Consider the following 24,970-nt stretch of genomic DNA (forward strand, 5'->3'; position numbering starts at 1 on the left):
CGCCGCACGGCCTTTGCGTATACTGCCTCGATGCTTGCCCTGACTGCGTCCCGCGTGCGTCGCACCGCCTGGTTCTTGGCGACCTGTATCTTTCTGCTGCTTTCCGGCTGTACCGAGGCGAAAGTCCCGACAGCCCTGGAGCGTGTGCAGAAGGACGGCGTCCTGCGCGTGATCACCCGCAACAGCCCCGCTACCTACTTCCAGGATCGCAACGGCGACACCGGCTTCGAATACGAGCTGGCCAAACGCTTTGCCGACAGCCTGGGGGTCTCGCTGCAGATCGAAACCGCCGACAACCTGGACGACCTCTATGGCCAGCTCGGCCGCGACGGCGGCCCCAACCTCGCCGCCGCGGGCCTGACGCCAGGAGGCGACCGCAGCTCGCAGGTACGCTACTCGCACTCCTACCTCGATGTAACGCCGCAAGTCGTCTACCGCAACGGCGAGCAGCGCCCTACCCGCCCCGAAGACCTCGAGGACAAGCGCATCGTCGTGCTCAAGGGCAGCAGCCATGCCGCCCAGTTGGCCGAGCTGAAGAAGCAGTTCCCCAAGATCACGTATCGCGAATCCGACGCCGACGAAATGGTCGACCTGCTGCGCATGGTGGATGTCGGCGAGATCGACCTCACCCTGGTCGACTCCAATGAACTGGCGATGAACCAGGTGTACTTCCCCAACGTCCGCGTCGCCTTCGACCTCGGCGACTCCCGCGGCCTGGCCTGGGCGCTGCCGGCCGGCGACGACAACAGCCTGCTGGAGAAGGTCAACGCCTTCCTCGACAAGGCCAAGCAGGACGGGCTGCTGCAGCGCCTGAAGGACCGCTACTACGGCCACGTCGACGTACTGGGTTATGTCGGCGCCTACACCTTCGCCCAGCACCTGCAGCAACGCCTGCCCAAGTACGAACCGCACTTCCGCCAGAGCGGCCAGAAGCTCGAAGCCGACTGGCGCCTGCTGGCCGCCATCGGCTACCAGGAATCCATGTGGCAGCCCGATGCCACCTCCAAGACCGGCGTGCGCGGCCTGATGATGCTGACCAACCGCACTGCGCAGGCGATGGGCGTGGCCAACCGCCTCGACGCCCGGCAGAGCATCCAGGGCGGCAGCAAGTATTACATCCAGATCAAGGACGAATTGCCCGAGAGCATCCAGGACCCGGACCGCACCTGGTTCGCCCTGGCCGCCTACAACATCGGCGGCGCCCACCTGGACGATGCGCGCAAGCTCGCCGAGCAGGAGGGCCTGAACCCGAACAAGTGGCTCGACGTGAAGAAGATGCTGCCGCGCCTGTCGCAGAAGCAGTGGTACCGCAAGACCCGCTACGGCTATGCGCGCGGCGGCGAGACGGTGCACTTCGTACAGAACGTGCGGCGCTACTACGACATCCTGACCTGGGTGACCCAACCGCAGATGGAAGGCGGCCAGCTCGCCGAAAGCGGCCTGCACCTGCCGGGCGTGAACAAGACCAAGCCACAGGACAATACGCAGGACGAGAAGCTCTGAGCCCCCCCGCGAAAGAGCATCCAGACATGAAAAAGCCCGGCATCAGCCGGGCTTTTTCATGGCGCGATCGAGCGACTCACCAGCCCGAAGGCAGCAGGTTCAGCGCACTGCAGATCGCATAGACAGCACTGGACAGGTAGATCAGCACGATCACCACCTGGATCGCCGGGTGGGCGATCCAGCCGCATTTCCAGGCCGGTTCGAAGTCACCGCTCCTGCGCGCCGAACGCAGCATCAGGATCGGCATGATCGACAGGATCACCCCGCTGAAGGCACCGGCGAAGTACAGCGCGTTGACGAAGCCCACCAGGCCGCTGTAGGCCAGCACGAACGGCGGCAACGCCACGATGGCCAGCACCAGCAGGCGGGTCTTCGGCTGGCTTTCCGGACCGAGCTTGTGGAACTTGTCGAAGATGTTGGTCAGGAAGCTGCCGCCCAGGCCCCAGTACGAAGTCAGCATGGCGCACAGGGCGAAGGTGTTGGCGGTGAAGAACGCCCACTGCCCCAGTGCCTGGCCCCAGGCCAGCGTTGCAACCTCGGACTGGTTCTCAAGGCCGGTCAGCGCAATCACCGACATCGGCACCACGCTCAGCAGGACGAAGGTGGTCAGCATCCCGGTGATCACCGCCCTGGGCAACTGCCTGGGCGCATGACTGAAGCCCCTTGCCATCTCCGGCACGATGTACTGGGCGGAGAAGCAGAACACCGCGATGTTGAACACCGGCACCATGTAGATCCAGTCACCTTCGAGCAGGCGGACGAACTCGGTGTTCTCGTTCAGCAGGGTGGCGGCCACCAGGATCAGGATCATGCTGACCATGCCGATGCTGATGAACTTCTCGCCCTTGCCGATGGCGCCCAGGCCCATGTAGAGCACGGCGGCGGCCGGGATGAAGAACAGCAGGCTGCCCAGCGCCGGGCTGATGCCGAAGAAGGCCGCGAGAATCTTGCCGCTGCCGCTCATGTAGGCGATCAGCGCACCGATACTGTTGACCGCCACCGAGAGGAAGATCGCCCAGGCGCCGAAGGAACCGACATAGCGCTGCGCCAGGCCGCTCAACTGGTTGTGGGTGCGAGTACGCAGCGCCGTCTCGGAGACGTAGAGCATCGAGATGGTGGTGAAGATGCCGGCAACCGCCAGCCACAGCAGCAACGGCATGAAACCGGCCTTGCGACTGGCGTAGGCCATGGACAGCACGCCGGCGCCGATATTGGTGCCGACGATCATCGCCACGGCTTCGAGGAAGCTCAGACGCTTGACCTCTAGGCCCGACGAATCCACCGCTTCGCTGGCGGTGGGGTCCTGGAACGTGGGGTTCCCGGATTGGCTCATAACAAGTCCTCTACATGTTAATGACGAGCTCCGGGGCGACCAGCGTCGGCGTGCTGATGGCCTTCCAGGACAACGGCATTGCAGAACAGCGAGGAAAAGGGGCGCCTCCGGGTCGTTCATGGGCAGCATGAATCGTTGGAGTACCGCAGGCGTCCTGGCTTTTGTTCTTGGACTTGCGCGCCTGTCAGCGCCGCCGCGATGGCGGACGTGCAAAATAACACACAGAAAACAGGAGTCCGGGAGGCGAGATACGACTTTAGGCGCAGAAAAGGCGCCTCAATAATTACAGCAAGTTACTGAAACATATGAAATTCAGTGAATGCACTCGATCAAGATCGCCCAGGACCGAGCGTTCACCCAATCGAACAACTCAACCGACTGGAGGCTTGTTCGCCCGGCGCGCCTTGAAGAAGGCGGAGAGCATGGCACTGCACTCCTCGGCCAGCACGCCGCCCTCCACCAGTACACGGTGGTTGAGGAAGTCCTGCTCGAAGAAGGCACCGCGGCTGACCACCACGCCCGACTTGGGCTCAGTGGTGCCGTACACCACGCGCTGGATGCGCGAATGGACGATCAGTCCGGCGCACATGCTGCACGGTTCAAGGGTGACGTACAGCGTGGCGCCCGGCAGGCGGTAATTCTGCGCCGCGGCGGCGGCCTCGCGGATGGCGACCATTTCGGCATGGGCGCTGGGATCATGGGAGGTGATCGGCCGATTGAAGCCACGCCCGATCACTTGGCCATCCAGCACCAGCAGCGCGCCCACCGGCACCTCGCCCAGGGCCGCACCCTGCTCGGCCAGCGCCAGGGCTTCGCGCATGAAGGGGATATCCTGGCTGCGGTCGATGATCGGCCGCAGCCCCTTCACAGTCGGATGTCCCTTGCTGTTGGTCAGCCGCACCATGCCTCGCCCACCGCGATGGTTCCCATCAGACCGGTCTCCATGTGATCGATCACGTGGCAGTGGAACATCCACAGGCCGGGGTTATCCGCCACCAGCGCCACGCGTGCCGTCTCATTCTTGCCCAGCAGGTAGGTGTCGGTGAAGTACGGGATGATGTCCCGGCGGTCGGAGTCCAGCACCTTGAAGGTCATGCCATGCAGATGAATCGGGTGCTGGTACTGGGTCATGTTGCGCAGCACGAAGATGTAGCTGTTGCCTTCCTTGAGCTTGGCCAGGGGCGGCGCGTTGTGCTTGTGCTCCTCGCCACCCTGCCAGGCTACGCCGTTGATCTGCCACAGCGAAGGCGCCGACTGGCCCTTGGAGTAGTCGGAGATGGCACCGACCCACTCGAACTTGAAGTTGATGGTCTCGGCGTTCTTCAGGTCCGGCTCGGACACCGGGTTGTGCGGCAGCGCGGCAGGCCACTTGGCCGTGGGCGCCTTCGGGTTAGCCACGCCACGGATGGTTGCCAGGCGAACCGGCCCGTTGCGCAGCGACAGTTCGGCACCTTCGGCCGGACCACGGATACCCAGCTCCAGGCGCATGCCGGGGCCGATCCAGTACTGGTCCTTCGGACCCTTGCCGAAATCGCGCGGCTCCACCGGGTGGCCGTCGATGGCGTAGATCTTCGCCTCGGCGTCCGGCAGGTTGAGGCGATAGGTCACGGTGTTGTCGACGTTGAGCAGGCGCACCCGGACGATCTCGCCGGCCGGCAGCTCGATCACCGGCGTGCGTTCGCCGTTGATGGTCGACAGGCGCCCGCGGGTGCCTTCACGCGCGGCTTCGCGGGGCACGCTGAAGGGCGTGAAGTTGCCCTCCTCGTCCACGTGCCAGGTCTTCAGGCAGAGTGTCTTCTCGCTGCTGAACTCGGTGGGCTCGCGCTCGTCGATGATCAGCGGCCCGACCAGGCCACGGCCCAGCTGCTCGCTGCTCATCAGGTGCGGGTGGTACCAGTAGCTGCCGGCATCCGGCGTCTTGAACTGATAGATGAAGCTCTCGCCCGGCTGCACCGGCGGCTGCGAGATATAGGGCACGCCGTCCATCTCGATGGGCAGGCGAATGCCGTGCCAGTGGATGGTAGTGGGCTCGTCCAGCTTGTTGGTGAAGCGCACCCGCAGCCAGTCGCCCTGGCGCGCGCGGATTTCCGCGCCCGGCGCCTGGCCGCCATAGCCCAGTCCGGGGCTCTTGTGGCCGGGCACCAGCTCCAGGTCCAACGGGGCAGCGATCAGCTCGTAATCATGCTCGGCGGCAATCTGCGGGCGGGCCAGCCAGATGCGCGCGCCACCGGCGCCCAGGCCGAGCACGGCCAGGCCGGCGAGACCGCCGAGTACTTGTCTACGGGTAAACGACATGGGTCCAGATCCTCGAACAAGGGACTCAAGGGACTTGCGACCCCATCGGCTTTCACGGAGGTTGGCGCGTTTGCGCCCGGCGCCAGGCTCTTGCGGCCGGCTGCACGGAGGTGACTCTGCACGAGGACGGCGGCGCCGCTCATGCGTCAGGTCAAGGACGGGCTCTCACCCGCCCCGCCTGCTGAAGAAGGCGGCGAGCATGCCGCCCTCTTCATTAAGGGGATGTTAAATCTCCCCGATCATTCCCACTCGATGGTTGCCGGCGGCTTGCTCGACACGTCGTAGGTGACGCGGGAGATGCCTTCGATCTCGTTGATGATGCGGTTCGAGACCTTCTCCAGCAGCTCGTAGGGCAGGTGCGCCCAGCGCGCGGTCATGAAGTCGATGGTTTCCACGGCGCGCAGGGCCACGACCCAGGCATAGCGACGACCATCGCCGACCACGCCGACGGATTTCACCGGCTGGAAGACCACAAAGGCCTGGCTGGTCTTGTGGTACCAGTCGAAGTTGCGCAGCTCTTCGATGAAGATGTGGTCCGCGCGACGCAGCAGGTCGGCGTATTCCTTCTTCACTTCGCCGAGGATGCGCACGCCCAGGCCCGGGCCCGGGAACGGGTGGCGGTAGACCATGTCGTAGGGCAGGCCCAGCTCCAGGCCGATCTTGCGGACTTCATCCTTGAACAGCTCGCGCAGCGGCTCGACCAGTTCGAACTGCATGTCTTCGGGCAGGCCGCCGACGTTGTGGTGCGACTTGATCACGTGGGCCTTGCCGGTCTTGGCGCCGGCCGACTCGATCACGTCGGGGTAGATGGTGCCCTGGGCGAGGAACTTCACGTCCTGCAGCTTGGTGGCTTCCTCGTCGAAGACCTCGATGAAGGTCTTGCCGATGATCTTGCGCTTCTGCTCCGGGTCGGAGACGCCAGCCAGGCGGCCGAGGAACAGCTCTTCGGCATTGGCGCGGATCACTTTCACGCCCATGTTCTCGGCGAACATGGCCATCACCTGGTCACCTTCGTGCAGGCGCAGCAGGCCGTTGTCGACGAACACGCAGGTCAGCTGGTCGCCGATGGCCTTGTGCAACAGGGCCGCGACCACCGACGAGTCCACGCCGCCGGACAGGCCCAGCAGCACCTTGGACGAACCCACCTGGGCGCGAACGGTGGCGATGGCGTCGTTGACGATGTTGGACGGGGTCCACAGGGCTTCGCAGCCGCAGATGTCCAGCACGAAACGGGAGAGGATGCGGCCGCCCTGCTTGGTGTGGGTCACTTCCGGGTGGAACTGCACGCCGTAGTAGCCGCGGGCGTCGTCCGCCATGGCGGCGATCGGGCAGCTCGGGGTACTGGCGAGGATGTGGAAGCCTTCCGGAATCTCGGTGACCTTGTCGCCGTGGCTCATCCACACGTCGAGGCCGAACACGCCGTCTTCATCAACGTGGTCTTCGATGCCGTCCAGCAGGCGGGCCTTGCCGACCACGTCGACACGGGCATAACCGAACTCGCGCAGGTCCGAACCCAGCACCTTGCCACCCATCTGCTCGGCCATGGTCTGCATGCCGTAGCAGATGCCGAACAGCGGTACCTTGAGGTCGAACACGGCCTGCGGCGCGCGCGGGCTGTTGGCTTCATGCACCGACTCCGGGCCACCGGCCAGGATGATGCCGCGCGGGGCGAAGGCACGCACCTCGTCGTCGCTCATGTCGAACGGGTGGATCTCGCAGTACACGCCGATCTCGCGAACGCGGCGGGCGATCAGCTGGGTGTACTGGGAGCCGAAGTCGAGGATCAGGATCCGGTGAGCGTGAATGTCTTGGGACATGGCCATCTCTCGTAGCGAAATTCTTAAACGACACGGGGCTGTATCAACCAGCCCCGTGTCCGACTCATTAACCTGAAACCCTTAACCTACGCGGTAGTTCGGGGCTTCCTTGGTGATCTGTACGTCATGCACATGGGACTCGGCCATGCCGGCGCCGGTGATGCGCACGAACTGCGGCTTGGTGCGCATGTCCTGGATGTTGGCGCTGCCGGTGTAGCCCATGGCGGCGCGCAGGCCCCCCATCAGCTGGTGGACAATGGCGGTCAACTGGCCCTTGTACGGCACGCGGCCTTCGATGCCTTCCGGAACCAGCTTCTCGGCGCCGGCGGAGGCGTCCTGGAAGTAGCGGTCGGAGGAACCGGTGGAGCCGGCCATGGCGCCCAGGGAGCCCATGCCACGGTAGGACTTGTAGGAACGGCCCTGGAACAGCTCGATCTCGCCCGGCGCTTCTTCGGTACCGGCGAACATCGAACCCATCATCACGCAGTAGGCGCCAGCCACCATGGCCTTCGCCAGGTCGCCGGAGAAACGGATGCCGCCGTCGGCGATCAGCGGAACACCGGTACCTTCGAGGGCTGCGGCGACGTTGGCGATGGCGGAGATCTGCGGCACACCAACGCCAGCGACGATACGGGTGGTGCAGATGGAGCCCGGGCCGATACCGACCTTGACGGCGTCGGCGCCGGCGTCAGCCAGTGCCTTGGCGGCTTCGCCGGTGGCGATGTTGCCGCCGATGACCTGTACGTGCGGGAAGGTTTCCTTCACCCAGCGAACGCGGTCGATCACGCCCTTGGAGTGGCCGTGGGCGGTGTCGACGACAACGACGTCAACGCCGGCGGCGACCAGTGCGGCAACGCGCTCGCCGGTGTCGGCGCCGGTGCCGACGGCTGCGCCGACGCGCAGGCGGCCTTCGTCGTCCTTGGAGGCCAGCGGGTAGGTCTTGGCCTTCTCGATGTCACGGAAGGTCACGAGGCCCGTCAGGCGGAACTTCTCGTCGACGATCAGCATCTTCTCGATGCGGTTCTCGTAGAGCGCGGCCTTGATCTCTTCCAGGGCAGTGCCTTCGCGGGCGGTAACCAGCTTGTCCTTCGGGGTCATGATCGCGGAAACGCTGTCGCCGACGTTCGGCTTCACGCGCAGGTCGCGACCGGTGACGATGCCGACCAGCTCGCCCTCTTCCACCACCGGGAAGCCGGAGAAGCCGTATTCACGGGCAATCTGCAGCAGCTCGATGATCTTGGTCGACGGGGTTACGGTGATCGGGTCGCGGACGATCGCGGTCTCGTGCTTCTTGACCTTGCGAACCTCGGCGGCCTGCTGCTCGATGCCCATGTTCTTGTGGATGATGCCGATGCCGCCTTCCTGCGCCATGGCGATCGCCAGGCGGGATTCGGTCACGGTATCCATCGCGGCGGACACCAGCGGGATGTTCAGTTCGATGCCACGGGTCAGTCGGGTTTTCAGGCTCACGTCCTTGGGTAGGACTTCCGAATAACCGGGAATCAGGAGGACGTCGTCGAAAGTGAGGGCTTCTTGGCTGATGCGCAGCATGGCGGGGGCTCCCGATCGGGAAAAATGGAAGCGCGGCATTATATCCCAGCAGGGGCGTGCGGCTCAACGTAACCAGACGATCTGAATAAAGCTCTTCTGAACCTTGCGCGCTGGCCCCTGTCCGCGGGCGCGCTTATCATCCTTCGCCATGCAGAATGATCCCTTCCAACGGCTGGGCCTCGACCGCGAGGTTCTGACCGTCAGCCAGCTCAACCAGCGCGCCCGCCACCTGCTGGAGGACGTGTTCCCGCAGGTCTGGGTCGAGGGCGAGATTTCCAACCTCGCCCGCCCCGCGTCCGGCCACATGTATTTCACCTTGAAGGACAGCAACGCCCAGGTGCGCTGCGCGCTGTTCCGGCAGAACGCCCTGCGCGTGCGCCAGGCCCTGCGCGACGGCCTGGCCGTGCGGGTGCGCGGCAAGGTCTCGCTGTTCGAGGGGCGTGGCGACTACCAGTTGATCGCCGATGCGGTCGAGCCGGCCGGTGACGGCGCCCTGCGCCTGGCCTTCGAGGCGCTGAAGGAGAAACTCGCCGCCGAGGGCCTGTTCGCCGCCGAGCGCAAGCGTGAGCTGCCGGCACATCCACGGCGCATCGGTATCGTCAGCTCGCCCACCGGCGCGGTGATTCGCGACATCATCAGCGTGTTCCGCCGCCGCGCACCACAGGTCGAGCTGACCCTGATCCCCACCGCCGTGCAGGGCCGCGAGGCCATCGGGCAGATCGTCCGCGCGCTGAAGCTGGCCGACGCCCAGGGCTTCGACGCGCTGATCCTGGCCCGTGGCGGCGGCTCGCTGGAGGACCTCTGGTGCTTCAACGAGGAACCGGTGGCCCGTGCCATCGCCGCCTGCGTGACGCCCATTGTCAGCGCCGTGGGCCATGAGACCGACGTCTCCATCAGCGATTTCGTCGCCGACGTGCGCGCGCCGACGCCTTCGGCCGGCGCCGAACTGCTGGCGCCCCACAGCGGCGACCTGCAACAGCGCCTGGACGGCCTGCGCCGCCGGCTGATCCTGCGCATCCAGGACCGCCTGACCCGCGAGCGCCTGCGCCTGGAAGGCACCGCCCGGCGCCTGCGCCACCCCGGCGAACGCCTGCGCCAGCAGGCCCAGCGCCTGGACGACCTGGACATGCGCCTGCGCCGCGCCTTCGAGCGCCAGCTGCACATCCGCCAGGAGCGCGTCGCGCGCCTGGATACCCGCCTTGCGGCCCAGCACCCCGGCCGTAACCTCGCCCTGCTGCGCCAGCGCCTGGAGAACCTCAGCGCCCGTCTGCCGCGCGCCACCCATGCCATCCTGCGCGAACAGCGCCAGCGCCTGGACAGCCTGATGCAGACGCTGCACATCGTCAGCCCGCTGGCGACCCTCGGGCGCGGCTACAGCATCCTGCTGGACGACCGTGGCCAGGCGATCCGCAGCGCTGCGCAGACCAAGAACGGCCAACGCCTGAAAGCCCGTCTGGCGGAAGGCGAACTGGAGGTGCGGGTGGAGGACAACCACCAGGCACCCGTCACCCTGTCGCTGCTGGACTGATCAACCATGACCGACCTGCTCGCACCGATTCTGCCGCAGCCCGAACCGGACTGGGCCGAGGCCTTCCGCATGCCCATCGTCGAATGCGGCCAGCCACTGCAGGCGCTGAGCATCGCCACCGGGTTCGCGGTGTGGCCGGCCTATCACCGCCTGGGTGTCCCCAATGCACAACCGGAGTGCTACGCCCGCAGCGAAGTGTTCGAGCGCCTGTTGCAGGCCGCCAGTCTGCTGCCGGACGGTCTGCGCCTGGTGATCCTCGATGCCTGGCGGCCGTTCGCGGTGCAGCAGCATCTGTACGACACGCTCTATGACATCCTCCGCCAGCACGAACCGGACGCCGATCCGGCCGAGCTGACCCGCCGTACCCGAGAGTTCGTCGCCCCGCCCAGCACCCGTGCCGAATCACCCAGCCCGCACCTCACCGGCGGCGCCATCGACCTCACCCTGTGCGACCGAGATGGCCGCTGGCTGGACATGGGCAGCCTGTTCGACGAGGCCACACCACGCTCCTATACCCGTCATTACGAAGAGATCACCGCGCCGGACGAGCAACAGCGGCAGATCCGCGACAACCGCCGAATCCTGTTCAACGCCATGAGCGCAGCGGGCTTCAGTAACCTGTCCAGCGAGTGGTGGCATTACGATTACGGCGACCAGTTGTGGGCGGCGCACCTGGGCAAGCCCCACGCTATCTATGGCCCGGCGCAGGTGCTGCCGCTGGAGCAACTGTGGCGCCAGCAACTGGAAGGCCTGCGCCGGTAGCTTTTCGCTCCTACAAGATCAAGGGCCCCTCACCCTAACCCTCTCCCGCAAGCGGGAGAGGGGACTGTTCGGTACAGGATGAAACCGTAGTGTCAGCCGGCACGGACGGCTCCCTCTCCCTGAGGGAGAGGGCTGGGGTGAGGGGGAAGCGCAGGCAGGGATTAACCCGGTAGAAGACAGTTGCTCCTACGAAGAGCCGCCGTGCCACGACGTTCCGCTTTCGACGAAATCGCCCCGCCCGCTGAACAGGCCCGTGTAGACTGCCCGCTTCATCCGCCGACACGTCCACGGATCGCAAAATGTTCCGACCCTTCTGCCTGTTCATCGCCACCCTTCTCGCCCTGCCCGCCCACGCCGAAGGCTTCATCAGCCGCACCCTGAACAAGCCGGTGCCCGGCGGCGTCGCCGTGGTGCAACTGGGCCAGGACGCCGCCGTGCCCACCGCCACCTACCAGGGCAAACCGGTGCTGGTGGTAAAGGAGGAAGGCCGTGACTGGATCGCCATCGTCGGCATTCCGCTGACCACCAAGGCCGGCAGCCAGCAGATCGTCGTGAAACAGGCCGGCGCCAGCCGCAACCTCGGCTTCAGCGTCGAGAGCAAGCACTATAAAGAGCAGCACATCCGACTTTCGAACACTCGCCAGGTGAACCCGCTGCCGGAGGACCTCAAACGCATCAACCGCGAACTGGCCGAGCAGACCGCCGCCTACCGCAGCTTCAGCCCCGGCACGCCGAGCAACCTGGTGCTGGACAAGCCGGTCAACGGCCCGCTCTCCAGCCCCTTCGGCCTTCGCCGCTTCTTCAACGGCGAGGAGCGCAACCCGCACTCGGGCCTGGACTTCGCGGTGCCCGCCGGTACCCCGATCAAGACGCCGGCCGCCGGCAAGGTGATCCTGATCGGCAACTACTTCTTCAACGGCAACACCGTATTCGTCGACCACGGCCAGGGCTTCATCAGCATGTTCTGCCACATGTCGAAGATCGACGTGAAACTCGGCGACCAGCTCCCGCGCGGCGGCGTGGTCGGCCGCGTCGGTGCCACCGGCCGGGCCACCGGGCCGCACATGCACTGGAACGTCAGCCTGAACGACGCCCGCGTCGACCCGGCGATCTTCATTGGCGCGTTCAAGCCCTGATGCGTTTGCGCTTCCATCTGCCCAGCGCGCTCTTCGCGCTGCTCTGGTTCGCCGTGCTGGTCTGGCTGGCCACGGCCGGCGCCCAGCTCGGCTGGCTGCGCGGCTTCGGCGGCGACGTGCTGGCGGTTATCTGGCTGTACTGCCTGCTGCGCGCCGCGCTGGAAGCGCCCGCACACTGGCTGGCCAGCGCGGCGCTTACCTGCGGGTTGCTGATCGAGTTCGGCCAGTTTCTGGCGGCGACGCTGCACTGGCAGATCGGCAATCGCGCGCTGCGTATCGTGCTGGGCGCAACGCCGGACTGGCTGGATGTGCTGGCCTACTGCATCGGCTTCGTCCTGATCCTCGCGGCGCGCCGGACGCGCCTGGCCGTCAAGCCAGCGGGGAACTGAAGAACAGCGCCGTCACGCCTTGAGGAACGCCCAGAGGCGAATCAATAGCCGCCCTCGTGCTGCGGCTTCCTGGGCACACGCTCCAGTTCGTAGAGCTGGCCGATCTGGCAAGGCTCGGGGATGCCCGCCGAGTCGACCGAGATGATGCGGTCGAGCGTCGTGACCGACCCCACCGTGTTGCTGATATTCAACCGATTGCTGAACGCCAGGTTGTTGCACGGCGCGGAAAAGACCACCAGGTAACGCCGCCCCGGCGATTGGCCAAGGATGATGTGGCCCTTGTCGAGGTATTCCCAGTCCGCGGTATCCCATACCGGGATTGACTTCACCGCCTCGCCCTGGCGCAGGCCGAGTTTGTCCAGGTGCCGGTCCAGCGGGAGTTCGTCATCATGCAGGCCGGACTGGCTGCAGGCGCTCAGCAGTGAAATAGCCGCCAGCAGGACGGCACCGTGTACGCTGCGCATGCTGCACCTCCCGGCCACGGGCGGTGGCCATTGGCCGGATCACCTGGGATCCGGCCCCATTTTCCCACCAAGCCGCCACCGCGGTGCGTAGCCGGCCGGGCGGTCAGTCCATCTTCATGCCGTGCATGTCGTGGCCCATGTCGGTGCCGCCGGTTTCTTTGGGAGCTTCCTTCTGCACGGCGACCTCGACCTTCACGTCGCCGGCCTGCTGGAAGTGCAGGGTCAGCGGGAAGCGCTCGCCATCGGCCAGCGGCTTCTTCAGGCCGAACAGCATCAGGTGGTACTGGCCGGGTGCGAAGACCAGCTTGCCGCCAGCGGGGACGTCCACGCCCTCGACCTTCTGCATCTTCATCATGCCGTCCTTCTCCACGTGCTGGTGGATCTCGGCGCTGGCGGCGCGCTCGGTGTCGGCGCCGAGCAGGCGGTCGGCTTCCTTGCCGTGGTTTTCCACGACGAAGTAGGCGGCGCCGTTCACCGAATTGGCCGGCAGCAGCAGCGACCATGGGTGGTCGATGTGCAGGTTGCCGGCCTCGTATTCGTGGGCCATGGCGGCGCCGGAGAAGCCCAGCAGGACAGCGAAAGCGAGCAGGGTTTTACGCATGTTCGAGACTCCAGTTGTGCTTGTGATCAGATCCGCCACTGCGGCGGGGGAAACATCGAGCCGCAGGCGCAACGATCGCGCCGCAGCATAGCCTGCCTCTTGGCAGGCGTCAGGGTGGAAAACCGCTTCACCCTCAACCCAGTGCCGGGCTGCGCGGTTTGAAGCGCGACAGCACGGCCCAATCCAGCGCCCATACCAGCAGCAGCGAGGCTCCCACCAGTGGGAAGGCGACGCCGAGGATGAGCATGATCACCACGCCGCCCTTCCACACCGGCAGCGCGTGGGGCATCGGTGGCACGCCGAGGCGGCCCTGAGGGCGACGCTTCCACCAGATCCACAGGCCGCTGACGGCGCTGAGCAGGATCATCAGGCAGACGCCGAGCATGAGCAGCTGGTTGAACAGGCCGAACATCTTGCCTTCGTGCAGCATCACGCCGGATTCGACGCCCTTGGCCACCAGCCCGTAGTCCTTCCAGCGCACGTCGGCGAGAACCTTGCCGGTGTACTGGTCGATATGCAGGGTGGCGTCGTTGCGCGAGTCGTCGGCGAACACCGAAACGGTGAACACGCCTTCCGCCCCCTTGGGCAACGCGATGGCATAGCCCGGTGTCACGCCGGCCTGGTCGGCGCTATCGACCACCTGCTGCAGGCTGATCTGCGGCATGGCCATGCCGCCGGAGCCGTGGGCCATGTGCTCGGCGTGGGCGCCGCCCGACATCGGCATCGGCGTGTTTTCCATGGCCCAGGGGATGGTCTGGCGGTGCGCCTCGTTGAGCGTGCGCGCCTCCAGGTCGGACTTGGGCACCTCGTTCCACATGGCCGCCGGGAAGCGATTCCACACGTCGGCGAAGGATTTGCCCCAGAAGCCGGTCCAGGTCATGCCGGTGAGCAGCATGAACAGCATCAGCAGCGAGCCCCAGAAACCGACCACCACGTGGACTTCCCGCCACAGCGCGCGACCACGACGCGACAGGTCCGGCCACAGCAGCACGCGCAGCGAACGCTTGCGCGGCCACCACAGGTACAGGCCAGACACCACCAGCACGATGCCCCAGCCGGCGGCCAGCTCGATCAGCCGGTCACCCACGGTGCCGATCATCAGCTCGCCGTGCAGCGCGCGGGCCATGGCCTGCAGGTTGGATTTGGCATCCTGCAGGCCGAGCAGCTTGCCGCTATAAGGATCAACGAAGGCGTTCACCTCGCGCCCGTCGAGCTGGGCAACGAACTGCGCGCTGCGATCGGCCGCCGGTGCCGGCAGGTACTGACTGACCTGCAGCTGCGGGTTCTGCTGATGCAGGTGCATCAGTTGCTCGTCGGCGGACAGCCGCACTTCGCCCGGTTTCACCTGCAGCAGGTCGCTGTACATCAGCGGGTCGAGCTGCGGCTTGAACAGGTAGATGATCCCGGTGATCGACAGCAGGATCATGAAGGGCGCGACGAACAGCCCAGCGTAGAAGTGCCAGCGCCAGGCCAGGTTGTAGAAATCGAATGGTTTCTTCTGCATTCGTAATGTCCCCACGCAAGGAGGCCCCGACTGGCGGGGCCAGTCAGGTTCAGAAGGAGAAGTCCACTTTGGTCCAGAGCGTGCGCCCCGGTTCGTGGATCGATTCGGGGTTGTCCGCCGGGTAGCCAAAGCCGGCGTTGCCCGCCAGGTTCAGGTGCTCGGCGTAGTCCTTGTCGAACAGGTTGTCGACGCCGGCGCTGACCTTGAAGTGCTGGCTCAGCTTGTAGGCGCCGTTGAGCGAGAACACCGCGAAGCTCGGGCTTTCGTCGAAGTCGTAACCAACGACGTTACCCTGGCCCTCGGCGACCCGTCCCTGGCGCGCCACCACCCGCCAGAGACCGCCGGCGCTCCAGGCGTCCCGCTCGTAGCTCAGGCCGAAGCGCGCTTCCAGAGGCGGCATCTGCGGCAGGGCGCGGTCGTCGGTGGTGTTCTTGCCCCAGGCGTAGGCCAGGGTCGCGTCCGTCGTCCAGTTCGTGGTGAGTGCATAGGCCGCGCCCAGTTCGCCGCCCATGATGCGCGCATCGACGTTCCGCGCCTGGGAGGTGGTGCCCATCATGCCGTCGCTGTACTCGAACAGGATGTAGTCGCGGATCACGCCGACATAGCCGGACGCCCAGGCCTTGAGCTTCTCGTCCTCGTACTGGGCACCGAAGTCCAGCTGGGTGGTCTTCTCCGGCTTGATGCTGTCGAAGGCGTTGACCGAGCCGGCCGGGCCGCTATCAGGGGAGAACAGCTCCCAGTAGTCGGGGAAGCGCTGCACATGGCCAAGGCCGGCGTACAGGGTGGTCGGCGTATCGGCCAGGTCGTGCTCGTAGCGTACGAAGCCGCTGGGCAGGGTATCGGCGCGAGTATCGTCGGCGGTGGGATTGGGATGGGTCATGTGCCCCGATCCCGTGGTCTGCCGGTAGTCCTTGGCCGAGGCGCGGTCCAGGCGCGCGCCGCTGATCACCCGGTCGCGCTCGGCGGCGTACCAGGTCAGCTCGCCGAAAGCGCCGTAGTTGTGGAAGACCGCGTCCTTGTTCCACGGCTGGTCATCGTAGGTATTGATGCCCATGCCCATTCGTTCGCGGTGCTCGTTGGTCTGCGCATCGACACCGGAAACCAGCTTGAAGTCGTCCCAGCGCCAGGTGGCGGCCAGGCGCCCGCCGAGGGTGCGGCGGTCGACGTTGGAGGCCATGGGGCCCGCCATCATCCCTGTACCCGAGGGCGTGCGCAGGCTGTAGTTGTCCATCACGTGGTCGGCGTAGTTGTAGTAGACCTGCGCCTCCAGCTTGTCGAGCACCTCGCCGAGATTGGACTTCTCAAAGCGCAGGCCGAGGCTTTCGCGCTTGAACTGCGAGCCATCCATTCCGCGTCCGGCGTAGCGGGCCTCGCCGTCGCCCTTGCCGGCGGTGAGTTCGACCAGGGTGTCGGCATCCGGCGTCCAGCCCACGGCCACGTCGCCGTTCCACTTGTTCCAGCGCGAGGGTACGGTGTCGCCGGCGCCGTCCTCGTAATCATCGGACTGCGATTTGTTACCGGTGAAGCGCAGGTAGCCTTCCGGCCCTCCGGCGGCGGCATCCAGAACACGGTCGAAGCGGCCGTTGGAACCGGCCACCAGGCTGCCGTTGATCCGCGAGCCCAACTCGCCAAAGCGTTCCGGCTCGCGGTCGAAGCGGATGGTGCCGGCCGATGCGCCCGGCCCCCAGACCACGGTTTCCGGGCCCTTGACCACGGTGAGCTTGTCGTAGGTTTCCGGCGAGATATAGGAGGTCGGCGCGTCCATCCGCGCCGGGCAGGCGCCGAGCATGGTGGTGCCGTTGGTGAGGATGTTCAGGCGCGATCCGAACATGCCGCGCAGCACTGGATCGCCGTTGGTGCCGCCGTTGCGGATGGCGGAGAAGCCGGGAATGGTCTTGAGGTAGTCGGCGCCATCGCTGGCCGGGATCGGCTGGCGCGGCTGCTTCGGGTCGGTGACGACGGTGAGCGGCGAGCTCTGCGCCACGGCAGTGATGACGCTGGGCTCCAGTTCCACGGCGTGGACGGCGTGGTCATCGTTCTCGGCCAGGGCCGGGACAGCAGTGAAACCGCCAAGGGCGGTCAGCGCGCACAGGGCGCGCAAGCCGACGGCACGTGGCCGACGGCGCATTGGCATGCGGGACATTGCATCTATTCCATGATCGGTGAATACGCCCGTTCCACGCGGACACGCACGGCGCACAGGCAACAGCGGTCATCCGCGCCTGCGGTCGATGGATTCGGGAGAAGGGATCAGCCGATCAGGGTCGGTGGAGCGCGGGAGCGTGCGCCGGGGAAGACCGGCGAGGCGGGAATGGTGCTGGAGGTGAACTGGACGGCGGGTGTACCGACGGCAGGCAGGCTGTGGTCCAGCAGGACCGGCGGCGGCGTCAGCGGGGGGCTATGGATCAGCAGGCTGCAGTAGCCGCACTTCTCCATGAAGGCATCGGCGGTGAGCGGCTTCCCGTCATGGGGGGCCGGGGCGGCGTGCTGGCCCGAAGCGCGATGACCGTCGGAGCAGGCCATCTCGTCCATGTCGGCCATGTCGTGCGCCGTGGACGCGCCATGCTCCATCGGCATGACGTGATCCATGGGCATAGGGTGATCCATCGGCAGCGACTGGGATACCAGCGGGCCGACATAGATCATCAGCATGGCGAACAGCGCCAGCCAGGTTCCTATGCCTTGTCGGGTGCGACGGGTCACGAAATGTCCTTGCGGATGGAGGCCCCGCCTTGAGCGGGTGCGCAATGATCGCACGGAGTTCCGCAGCTCCGCTGCGGCACGTGGACGCAGAATCAGTTAAGCACAGCGAAGGCATCTAATAAAAATTGCCAAATCCACATTATTTCAGCAATTTTTTATCATCCCAGGCAACAAATAGAGTTTTTCTACCAATTTTTAACGAATGCTTGCCATCACCCTCTCAGGCCATTAGGTTGGCACTCATGAAAACCGCACACACCCTCATCCTGCTTCGCCAACACGCCTGCCTGCGCCTGGTCAGCCCGCGACTGCGTGGCTGAACCCTCTTCCCGGTTTCATCTCTTTTTCATTTTTTCGCGCAGGCCCGCTGGCCAGAAAGAACAAGGATTCCGCTCATGAGCATGCTGAAAGATCCGTCGAAGAAGTACCGCCCCTTCACCCAGATCACCCTGCCCGACCGCACCTGGCCGGACAAGATCATCGACAAGGCGCCGATCTGGCTGTCCACCGACCTGCGCGACGGCAACCAGTCGCTGATCGAGCCGATGGACGCCGAGAAGAAGATGCGCTTCTTCAAGTGCCTGGTTCAGGTCGGCCTGAAGGAAATCGAAGTGGGCTTCCCGTCCGCCTCGCAGACCGACTTCGACTTCGTTCGCGAGCTGATCGAGGGCGGCCACATTCCCGATGACGTCACCATCCAGGTGCTGACCCAGGCCCGCGACGACCTCATCGAACGCACCTTCGAATCCCTGAAGGGCGCGAAGAAGGCCATCGTCCACTACTACAACGCCTGCGCACCGAGCTTCCGCAAGATCGTCTTCAACCAGGACAAGGCCGGCGTGAAAGCCATCGCCGTGGCCGCCGGCCAGACCATCAAGCGCCTGGCCGCCGCCGCGCCGGAAACCCAGTGGGGCTTCGAGTACTCGCCGGAAGTGTTCAGCTCCACCGAGACCGACTTCGCCGTCGAGGTGTGCAACGCGGTGATCGAGGTGTTCCAGCCGACTCCGGCGAACCGCCTGATCCTCAACCTGCCCGCCACCGTCGAGTGCGCCACCCCGAACAACTACGCCGACCAGATCGAGTGGTTCGGCCGCCAGATCAACAAGCGCGACAGCGTGATCATCAGCCTGCATACCCACAACGACCGTGGCACTGGCGTGGCTGCTTCCGAACTGGCCCTGATGGCCGGCGCCGACCGCGTCGAAGGCTGCCTGTTCGGCAACGGCGAGCGCACCGGCAACCTGTGCTTGGTGACCATGGCGTTGAACATGTACACCCAGGGCATCGATCCCGAACTGGACTTCTCCGACATCGATGCCGTGCGCAAGGTGGTCGAAGAGTGCAACCAGATCCCGGTGCACCCGCGTCATCCGTACGTCGGCGACCTGGTCCACACCGCCTTCTCCGGCTCCCACCAGGACGCCATCCGCAAGGGCTTCGCCCAGCAGAAGGAAGACGCCGTGTGGGAAGTGCCCTACCTGCCGATCGACCCGGCGGACATCGGCCGCAGCTACGAGGCCGTCATTCGCGTGAACAGCCAGTCCGGCAAGGGCGGCATCACCTTCCTGCTGGAGCAGGAATACGGCATCAGCCTGCCGCGCCGCATGCAGATCGAGTTCAGCCAGGTGGTACAGAACGAAACCGATCGCCTGGGCCTGGAAATGACCGCCGAGCAGATCTACAACCTGCTGCAGAACGAGTACCTGCAAGCCGTCTCCCCGTTCGGCCTGAAGAACTACCGCCTGCAGGAAGAGAACGGCATCTGCGCCATCGACATCGACGTGACCCACAAGGGCGAACAGCACCGCTGGCACGGCAAGGGCAAGGGCACCCTGGAAGCCCTGGTCGCCTCGCTGCCGGTGGACGTCGAGATCATGGACTACAACGAGCACGCCATCGGCGCCGGCACCAACGCCCGCGCGGCCGCCTACATCGAACTGCGCGTCGAGGGTGGTCGTTCGCTGCACGGCATCGGCATCGATGAAAACATCACCACCGCGAGCTTCCGTGCGCTGTTCAGCGCCCTGAACCGCGCCGTAACGCTGGGCCACGCGAAAGCCGCGTAAACCCGGTAACACCGCTGTCCCCTTTACCCTGGACGCCTCGCGCGTCCAGGGTCGTTTTCGAAGGAACGAAAACATGAGCGCACCCAAGGACAATCCGTTCCAGACACCGTCCGCCGTTCTGAAGAATGCGCCCGGCATGGCTGACGGCGAAGCGCTCTACCGACTCAGGGCTGTTGGCATCGCCACCTTTTTCGGCACTCCGCTTGCCGGGGCCTGGGTCATGACGCAGAACCTCCGCCACCTGGGCCTTCACGATCGCATTCAACAAGTCTGGTACGTAGGAATTGCCATCTCTATCGGGCTTGCATTGCTTGGGCTGCTCCCGGACGGCATCCCCCTGGCTCCCTTTACCATCGTCGCCGTGCTCTCCATGCATGAATACGCGAAACAGGTGACCGGAGATGCATTGGAGCAGCACGCGAGCCGTGGCGGAACGTTCCTCTCCAACTGGCGAGCCTTTGGCATCAGCCTGCTGTTCCTGCTAGCGGCATGGGGGGCTATCTTCGTCGTTACCCTGATCGTTGCCTACCTGCTGGGCATGAATACCTGAGTTTCGCCGGGCAAGCCCCAGAAACACCGAAGGCCCCACCGGAGCCTTCACGTCTTACTCGTCGTCGCCGCTGGCACTCACCGCCCCCAGGCAGCACAGGCGATGCTCCTTGTCACCGGCGTGCAGCAGCCATGCCTCCTCCCCAGCCTGATAGCGCGCCTCCATCACCTCGTTGTAGGTGAAGGCCCACTGACGGCGGTCGCGGCCATCAATGGACTCGATCAACAGCACCACCTCCTCGCTGGCAAAGGGCTGGTCCGAGTGGGCGGCGGCATCGGCCTGGTCGAGCAGTGACTCGTTCAGCTCGAACTGCCAGGCGTGCAGGCCGTCGATCAACAGCATGTCGGCGGTTTCCAGCTGGTCCAGCAGGTAGGGAGTCGTGGTCATGGCGGGCACTCGGCAATGGGCAGGCCGTCATGATAGAGCAAAACCCATTGCCGGCCCTCCCCTCCTAGTCAGCCAGCGCCGCCAGCACCCCGCGCAGCCGCTCGATGGTGGCCGGGGCGCAGCGCTGCATCGGCTCGCGCAGCTCGTCGGCGATTACCCCCTGCAAGGCCAACGCTGCCTTGACTGCTGCCGGGTTGGGCTCGGCGAAGGCGGCCTGGATCCATGGCAGCAGACGGTAGAAGGTCGCCCGCGCCGCGGCGAGATCGCCCGACTCGACCTGGCGCTGCATCCGCACATAGAGATCGGCGCGCACATGGGCCGACGCGGAAATCGCCCCGGCTCCGCCCTGGCACAGGTTGTTGAAGATCTGCAGGTCCTCGCCCGTGAGCACCTCGACCTCGCCATCGGCGATCAGCGCCAGGGTGGTCTCGAGGTCGCCGGCGCAGTCCTTGACCGCGGCGATGCGCGGATGACGCACGATGCGCCGCAGGGTCTCGCGATCGATGCGCGCTCCGGTGCGATAGGGAATGTCATAAAGCACCACCGGCACAGTGGCGGCATCGGCCACGGTCTGGAAGAAGGACTCCAGCCCCACCTGCGACGGACGGATGTAGTACGGCGCCGGCACCAGCAGACCGGCCAGCGGGCGGCGCTGGATCTCTTCCTGGAAGGCCAGCAGCTCACGCAGGTTATTGCCCGCCAGGCCCATGATCACCTGCGCGGGCGGCACCCACTGCAGCACGGCATCGAGGACGGCGAGTTGCTCCTCATGGCTCAGCGCCGCCGCCTCCCCGGTGGTGCCGCAGACCACGAAGCCAGCGACGCCATCTTCCAGCAGTCGGGAAACCAGGTTGTGCAGCGCGGCGAAATCGACTTCCCCGGCACGGAAGGGAGTGGCCAGGGCCACCCAGATTCCACGAAACGTAGACATGCAAAAACTCCTTGTGGCTGACCGTCTGGTCGCCGTCAGGGAGGGGTGCGGGAATCAAGCGGGGAGAATTGAAGACCTGGCGCCTTGTGTCCTGTCAGCCCATCTGACGGGACAGCACGCCCCGGTCAAATGAGCGACTGTTTCTTCGATTTCTTGGCAACGACGACGCATACGCCAGCCTGGGCGGAGAAGCCCGGGAGCGGCAGCGAGAAGTCGAAGTTGGCAAGCATGGGCAATTTCTGTGTGCGAAATCAGGTCACCGATAGTGCGCAAGCTCCTATACACCTGTCAACCATGTCCCACGTCTATCACGTCTCTGCCGTCTATGCTGGTTCAACGACAGTGCAGCCGGGGGAGACCTGACAGATGAAACGTCGCGAACTGGGCCAGTCCGGACTGGCGATTCCGCCCCTGGTGTTCGGCGGCAACGTGTTCGGCTGGTCGGCGGACGAAGCCACCTCCTTCCGCCTGCTGGATGCGGTGGTCGACGCGGGAATCAACTGCATCGACACAGCCGACGTGTATTCGCGCTGGGTGCCCGGGCACGTCGGCGGCGAGTCGGAAATCCTGATCGGCAAGTGGCTGAAGAAGACCGGCAAGCGCAATGAGGTGCAGATCGCCACCAAGGTCGGCATGGACATGGGCAACGGCCACAAGGGCCTGTCGGCGGTGTACATCGAGCAGGCCCTGGAACGCTCGCTCAAGCGTCTGCAGACCGACTACATCGACCTCTACCAGGCACATTGCGACGACCCGCACACGTCCCTGGAGGAAACCATGGGCGCCTTCGCCGAAGCGGTGGAGAACGGCAAGGTGCGGGTGATCGGCGCCTCCAACCTCGACGCCCGGCGCCTGCGCGAGGCCCGCGAGCTCTGCGACCGCCTGAAGCTGCCGAACTACCAGAGCCTGCAACCCAACTACAACCTCTACGACCGCGCCAACTACGAGACCAATCTGGAACCCACGGTGAAGCAACTGGGGCTCGGGGTGATCAGCTTCTACTCCCTCGCGGCGGGTTTTCTCACCGGCAAATACCGCAGCGAAGCGGACCTCAACAAGAGCAGCGTGCGCGGCTACAAGGTGAAGAACTTCATGAACGAGCGCGGCTTCGCCATCATCGATGCGCTGGAGGAAGTGGCCAACGAATTGAACGCGACGCCGACGCAGGTCGCCCTGGCCTGGCTGATGGCGCGGCCGACCATCACCGCACCGATCGCCAGTGCGTCGAAGCTGGAGCAGTTGCCGGACCTGATCGCGGCGATCGAACTGAAACTCAGCGATGAAGCGATCCAGCAGCTGAACACCGCCAGCGCGTACTGAAGGCCGAATAGACCTGTAGGAGCGAGCTTGCTCGCGAACGCTCTGGCTCTTGAGCGGGGTGGTTCGCGAGCAAGCTCGCTCCTACAAAAGCCGCATCGATCCTGGGTCGCTGGAATATCGGACTCTTAAGAGCATCGCGGACGAACTGATATCAGAGCTGGATATCGAACCGGTCCGCATCCAGATAGGCCGGGAAGCGCTCCCGGTAAGCCGCCAGCTCCGCTGCGCTCAGGGCGATCTGGAACACGCCATCGGCACTCCCCGCCGCCAGCAGGTTGTCGCCCTGGAAATCCAGCACCTGGCTGTCGCCGGAATAGGCGTGGCCCTTGCCGTCTTCACCGACGCGGTTGACCGCCGCGACATAGCACAGGTTCTCGATGGCCCGTGCCGGCAGCAGACGGTTCCAGTGCTGCCGACGCGCGGCCGGCCAGTTGGCGGTGTAGAGCAGCAAATCGGTGTCCCGGGCATCGCGGCTCCACACCGGGAAGCGCAGGTCGTAGCAGACCAGCGGGCGAATCCGCCAGCCCTTCCACTCCAGCAGCACCTGCTGTTCACCCGGCGTGTAGTGCTTGTGCTCACCGGCCATGCGGAACAGGTGGCGCTTGTCGTAGTGCTGCACCTCGCCGTCCGGGCGCGCCCAGAGCAGGCGGTTGCGATGGCTGCCGTCGGCAGCGCGGATGATCACGCTGCCACAGACCACGGCATCGAGCTTCGCGGCTTGCCCACGCAGCCAGGCGTAGGTCTCGCCCTCCTCCGCCTCGGCCAGCGCCTCGGAGTCCATGGAGAAGCCGGTGGTGAACATCTCCGGGAGTATCACCACGTCCGCGCCACGGGCGCTTTCCAGCAGCGCCTCGAAGCGCTCGCGGTTGGCCTTGGCGTCATGCCAGACCAGGGTGGTCTGCACCAGGGCCAGCTTGAGGTCGGGCAGTTGGCTCAGATCGCGCATAGTCTTTCCGCCGCCTGGCGCAGCGTCTCCTCTTTCTTGGCGAAGCAGAAGCGCACCAGGCGCATGTCCGCCGGGGCCTGCTGATAGAACACCGAGACCGGAATGGCGGCCACGCCATGCTCGCGGGTCAGCCATTCGGACATGGCGACGTCGTCCAGGTCCGGGCGGATCGCCGAGTAGTCCACCACCTGGAAGTAGGTGCCGGCGGCGCGCTGGAAGCGGAAGCGCGAACCTTCCAGCAGGTCGCAGAACAGGTCGCGCTTGGCCTGATAGAAGCCCGGCAGTTCACGCAGGTGTTCGGGGTGCGCGGCCATGAAGTCAGCCAGCGCCCACTGCAGCGGAGTCACGCCGCAGAAGTTCACGTACTGGTGGATCTTGCGCATTTCCGCCGACAGCGCCGGTGGCGCTACCACGTAGCCGGTCTTCCAGCCGGTGACGTGGTAGGTCTTGCCGAAGGAGCTGATGACGAAGGCGCGCGGGTAGAGCTCGTCATGGGCCAGCACGCTGGCATGCTGCACGCCGTCGTAGATCAGGTGCTCGTAGACCTCGTCGCTGATGACATAGATCTCGCGGTCGCGAATCAGCGCCGCTAGGCGATCCAGGTCGGCGCGGTCGATCAGCGCACCGCTGGGGTTGTGCGGGCTGTTGAGGAAGATCAGGCGGGTGCGCGGGGTGATGGCGTCGGCCATGCGCTGCCAGTCGATGCGGAAGTCCGGCAGGCTCAGCGGCACATGCACGCAGCGGCCGCCGGCCAGTTCCACCGAGGGCTCGTAGCTGTCGTAGCAGGGGTCGAGGACAATGGCCTCGTCGCCCGGGCGAATCAGCGCCTGCACCGCGCAGAAGATCCCTTCGGTAGCACCGGGGACGATGGTCACCTCGGTATCGGCGCTGACCTTGCGGCCATAGAAATCGGCGACTTTCAGCGCGACCTGCTCGCGCAGGGCCGGCAGGCCGGTCATCGGGCTGTACTGGTTATGCCCGGCCAGCACATGGCGGGCGACGGCTTCGAGCAAGGGCGCGGGGCTGTCGAAGTCGGGGAAACCCTGGGAGAGGTTCAGCGCACCACATTCGGCGGCGAGCTGGGACATGCGGGTGAAGATGGTGGTGCCGACGTTCGGCAGTTTGCTGGTGAGCATGGCGTGACTACAGGCTGCGGGCGATAAGAGGGAGGCCCCTACTCTATC

22 protein-coding genes are annotated in these 24,970 nt (G+C 65.4%); 8 read left to right on the plus strand and 14 right to left on the minus strand.

The genetic code is table 11. From position 1 onward, the window contains the following. The first annotated feature begins 30 nt into the window (after positions 1–30). On the plus strand, positions 31–1,503 hold the full coding sequence (gene mltF / locus SD196_RS21165; RefSeq protein WP_275608335.1) for a membrane-bound lytic murein transglycosylase MltF: 1,473 nt from the start codon (positions 31–33) through the stop codon (positions 1,501–1,503). A gap of 76 nt (positions 1,504–1,579) precedes the next feature. Here the strand turns inward: mltF and SD196_RS21170 are convergent, their stop codons facing one another. The 5 genes from SD196_RS21170 to guaB form a co-directional block, all read right to left on the minus strand. Continuing rightward, positions 1,580–2,836, minus strand: a complete 1,257-nt coding sequence (locus SD196_RS21170; protein ID WP_275608336.1) for an amino acid permease — start codon at positions 2,834–2,836, stop codon at positions 1,580–1,582. 370 nt (positions 2,837–3,206) lie between these two features. Continuing rightward, a complete protein-coding gene (gene tadA, locus SD196_RS21175; RefSeq protein ID WP_370599934.1) occupies positions 3,207–3,740 on the minus strand; it encodes a tRNA adenosine(34) deaminase TadA in 534 nt (177 codons plus the stop codon). Next, complete coding sequence (locus SD196_RS21180) at positions 3,728–5,131, minus strand: multicopper oxidase family protein (RefSeq protein ID WP_331319121.1); 1,404 nt, start codon at positions 5,129–5,131, stop codon at positions 3,728–3,730. Before SD196_RS21180 ends, tadA begins: the two co-directional genes overlap by 13 nt. Before the next feature lie 239 nt (positions 5,132–5,370). Then, on the minus strand, positions 5,371–6,948 hold the full coding sequence (gene guaA, locus SD196_RS21185; RefSeq protein ID WP_275608338.1) for a glutamine-hydrolyzing GMP synthase: 1,578 nt from the start codon (positions 6,946–6,948) through the stop codon (positions 5,371–5,373). Positions 6,949–7,029: 81 nt separating this feature from the next. Beyond that, positions 7,030–8,499 carry an IMP dehydrogenase gene (guaB, locus tag SD196_RS21190; protein ID WP_275608339.1) on the minus strand — a complete coding sequence of 490 codons (1,470 nt, stop codon included), beginning with the start codon at positions 8,497–8,499 and terminating at the stop codon, positions 7,030–7,032. Between the two features lie 148 nt (positions 8,500–8,647). Between guaB and xseA the strand changes: the two genes are divergently transcribed. The 4 genes from xseA (at position 8,648) to SD196_RS21210 (ending at position 12,314) form a co-directional block, all read left to right on the plus strand. Next, positions 8,648–10,027 carry an exodeoxyribonuclease VII large subunit gene (gene xseA / locus SD196_RS21195; RefSeq protein ID WP_275608340.1) on the plus strand — a complete coding sequence of 460 codons (1,380 nt, stop codon included), beginning with the start codon at positions 8,648–8,650 and terminating at the stop codon, positions 10,025–10,027. 6 nt (positions 10,028–10,033) lie between these two features. Beyond that, positions 10,034–10,789: a M15 family metallopeptidase gene (locus tag SD196_RS21200; protein ID WP_275608341.1), complete on the plus strand. Its 756-nt coding sequence runs from the start codon at positions 10,034–10,036 to the stop codon at positions 10,787–10,789. Between the two features lie 299 nt (positions 10,790–11,088). After that, positions 11,089–11,925 (plus strand): peptidoglycan DD-metalloendopeptidase family protein, encoded by an 837-nt coding sequence (locus SD196_RS21205; protein WP_343577697.1) that lies wholly within the window; start codon positions 11,089–11,091, stop codon positions 11,923–11,925. Then, on the plus strand, positions 11,925–12,314 hold the full coding sequence (locus SD196_RS21210; RefSeq protein WP_343577695.1) for a DUF2809 domain-containing protein: 390 nt from the start codon (positions 11,925–11,927) through the stop codon (positions 12,312–12,314). Before SD196_RS21205 ends, SD196_RS21210 begins: the two co-directional genes overlap by 1 nt. A gap of 41 nt (positions 12,315–12,355) precedes the next feature. Here the strand turns inward: SD196_RS21210 and SD196_RS21215 are convergent, their stop codons facing one another. The 5 genes from SD196_RS21215 to SD196_RS21235 all read right to left on the minus strand — a co-directional run bounded on the left by SD196_RS21215 (position 12,356) and on the right by SD196_RS21235 (position 17,586). Continuing rightward, entirely contained in the window at positions 12,356–12,778 is a 423-nt protein-coding gene (locus tag SD196_RS21215) for a DUF6491 family protein (protein ID WP_343577693.1), read from the minus strand. A 103-nt stretch (positions 12,779–12,881) separates the two neighbouring features. Next, positions 12,882–13,379, minus strand: coding sequence for a copper chaperone PCu(A)C (locus tag SD196_RS21220; RefSeq protein WP_275608345.1), 498 nt, complete (start codon positions 13,377–13,379; stop codon positions 12,882–12,884). A gap of 133 nt (positions 13,380–13,512) precedes the next feature. Continuing rightward, positions 13,513–14,883 carry a PepSY domain-containing protein gene (locus SD196_RS21225; protein WP_343577691.1) on the minus strand — a complete coding sequence of 457 codons (1,371 nt, stop codon included), beginning with the start codon at positions 14,881–14,883 and terminating at the stop codon, positions 13,513–13,515. A 49-nt stretch (positions 14,884–14,932) separates the two neighbouring features. Beyond that, on the minus strand, positions 14,933–17,026 hold the full coding sequence (locus SD196_RS21230) for a TonB-dependent copper receptor (RefSeq protein ID WP_343577689.1): 2,094 nt from the start codon (positions 17,024–17,026) through the stop codon (positions 14,933–14,935). Between the two features lie 107 nt (positions 17,027–17,133). Further along, positions 17,134–17,586: a DUF2946 domain-containing protein gene (locus tag SD196_RS21235; protein WP_343577687.1), complete on the minus strand. Its 453-nt coding sequence runs from the start codon at positions 17,584–17,586 to the stop codon at positions 17,134–17,136. 395 nt (positions 17,587–17,981) lie between these two features. Here SD196_RS21235 and leuA point away from each other — a divergent pair, with 395 nt between their 5' ends. Beyond that, positions 17,982–19,652: a 2-isopropylmalate synthase gene (gene leuA, locus SD196_RS21240; RefSeq protein WP_275608348.1), complete on the plus strand. Its 1,671-nt coding sequence runs from the start codon at positions 17,982–17,984 to the stop codon at positions 19,650–19,652. A 73-nt stretch (positions 19,653–19,725) separates the two neighbouring features. Then, on the plus strand, positions 19,726–20,202 hold the full coding sequence (locus SD196_RS21245) for a hypothetical protein (RefSeq protein ID WP_343577685.1): 477 nt from the start codon (positions 19,726–19,728) through the stop codon (positions 20,200–20,202). A 54-nt stretch (positions 20,203–20,256) separates the two neighbouring features. On the opposite strand, the gene SD196_RS21250 is transcribed toward SD196_RS21245, so the two are convergent. Further along, on the minus strand, positions 20,257–20,589 hold the full coding sequence (locus SD196_RS21250; RefSeq protein WP_343577683.1) for a DUF5629 family protein: 333 nt from the start codon (positions 20,587–20,589) through the stop codon (positions 20,257–20,259). Positions 20,590–20,653: 64 nt separating this feature from the next. Further along, entirely contained in the window at positions 20,654–21,520 is an 867-nt protein-coding gene (gene dapA, locus SD196_RS21255; protein WP_343577680.1) for a 4-hydroxy-tetrahydrodipicolinate synthase, read from the minus strand. A gap of 366 nt (positions 21,521–21,886) precedes the next feature. Here dapA and SD196_RS21260 point away from each other — a divergent pair, with 366 nt between their 5' ends. After that, positions 21,887–22,840, plus strand: coding sequence for an aldo/keto reductase (locus SD196_RS21260; protein WP_343577678.1), 954 nt, complete (start codon positions 21,887–21,889; stop codon positions 22,838–22,840). Positions 22,841–22,991: 151 nt separating this feature from the next. Here SD196_RS21260 and SD196_RS21265 read toward each other — a convergent pair whose 3' ends face one another. Then, positions 22,992–23,786, minus strand: coding sequence for an amidohydrolase (locus SD196_RS21265; RefSeq protein ID WP_275608353.1), 795 nt, complete (start codon positions 23,784–23,786; stop codon positions 22,992–22,994). Next, positions 23,774–24,922, minus strand: a complete 1,149-nt coding sequence (locus tag SD196_RS21270; RefSeq protein WP_343577674.1) for a pyridoxal phosphate-dependent aminotransferase — start codon at positions 24,920–24,922, stop codon at positions 23,774–23,776. Before SD196_RS21270 ends, SD196_RS21265 begins: the two co-directional genes overlap by 13 nt. Between the last annotated feature and the right edge of the window lie 48 nt (positions 24,923–24,970).

It is taken from the genome of Pseudomonas macauensis (assembly GCF_047902425.1).
Lineage (GTDB): Bacteria > Pseudomonadota > Gammaproteobacteria > Pseudomonadales > Pseudomonadaceae > Pseudomonas.

Bases quoted from the DNA above. Each gene is read 5' to 3' on its own strand.
- mltF (WP_275608335.1), top strand. From the start codon at position 31: ATGCTTGCCCTGACTGCGTCCCGCGTGCGTCGCACCGCCTGGTTCTTG.
- SD196_RS21170 (WP_275608336.1), bottom strand. From the start codon at position 2,836: ATGAGCCAATCCGGGAACCCCACGTTCCAGGACCCCACCGCCAGCGAA.
- tadA (WP_370599934.1), bottom strand. From the start codon at position 3,740: ATGGTGCGGCTGACCAACAGCAAGGGACATCCGACTGTGAAGGGGCTG.
- SD196_RS21180 (WP_331319121.1), bottom strand. From the start codon at position 5,131: ATGTCGTTTACCCGTAGACAAGTACTCGGCGGTCTCGCCGGCCTGGCC.
- guaA (WP_275608338.1), bottom strand. From the start codon at position 6,948: ATGTCCCAAGACATTCACGCTCACCGGATCCTGATCCTCGACTTCGGC.
- guaB (WP_275608339.1), bottom strand. From the start codon at position 8,499: ATGCTGCGCATCAGCCAAGAAGCCCTCACTTTCGACGACGTCCTCCTG.
- xseA (WP_275608340.1), top strand. From the start codon at position 8,648: ATGCAGAATGATCCCTTCCAACGGCTGGGCCTCGACCGCGAGGTTCTG.
- SD196_RS21200 (WP_275608341.1), top strand. From the start codon at position 10,034: ATGACCGACCTGCTCGCACCGATTCTGCCGCAGCCCGAACCGGACTGG.
- SD196_RS21205 (WP_343577697.1), top strand. From the start codon at position 11,089: ATGTTCCGACCCTTCTGCCTGTTCATCGCCACCCTTCTCGCCCTGCCC.
- SD196_RS21210 (WP_343577695.1), top strand. From the start codon at position 11,925: ATGCGTTTGCGCTTCCATCTGCCCAGCGCGCTCTTCGCGCTGCTCTGG.
- SD196_RS21215 (WP_343577693.1), bottom strand. From the start codon at position 12,778: ATGCGCAGCGTACACGGTGCCGTCCTGCTGGCGGCTATTTCACTGCTG.
- SD196_RS21220 (WP_275608345.1), bottom strand. From the start codon at position 13,379: ATGCGTAAAACCCTGCTCGCTTTCGCTGTCCTGCTGGGCTTCTCCGGC.
- SD196_RS21225 (WP_343577691.1), bottom strand. From the start codon at position 14,883: ATGCAGAAGAAACCATTCGATTTCTACAACCTGGCCTGGCGCTGGCAC.
- SD196_RS21230 (WP_343577689.1), bottom strand. From the start codon at position 17,026: ATGTCCCGCATGCCAATGCGCCGTCGGCCACGTGCCGTCGGCTTGCGC.
- leuA (WP_275608348.1), top strand. From the start codon at position 17,982: ATGAGCATGCTGAAAGATCCGTCGAAGAAGTACCGCCCCTTCACCCAG.
- SD196_RS21245 (WP_343577685.1), top strand. From the start codon at position 19,726: ATGAGCGCACCCAAGGACAATCCGTTCCAGACACCGTCCGCCGTTCTG.
- SD196_RS21250 (WP_343577683.1), bottom strand. From the start codon at position 20,589: ATGACCACGACTCCCTACCTGCTGGACCAGCTGGAAACCGCCGACATG.
- dapA (WP_343577680.1), bottom strand. From the start codon at position 21,520: ATGTCTACGTTTCGTGGAATCTGGGTGGCCCTGGCCACTCCCTTCCGT.
- SD196_RS21260 (WP_343577678.1), top strand. From the start codon at position 21,887: ATGAAACGTCGCGAACTGGGCCAGTCCGGACTGGCGATTCCGCCCCTG.
- SD196_RS21265 (WP_275608353.1), bottom strand. From the start codon at position 23,786: ATGCGCGATCTGAGCCAACTGCCCGACCTCAAGCTGGCCCTGGTGCAG.
- SD196_RS21270 (WP_343577674.1), bottom strand. From the start codon at position 24,922: ATGCTCACCAGCAAACTGCCGAACGTCGGCACCACCATCTTCACCCGC.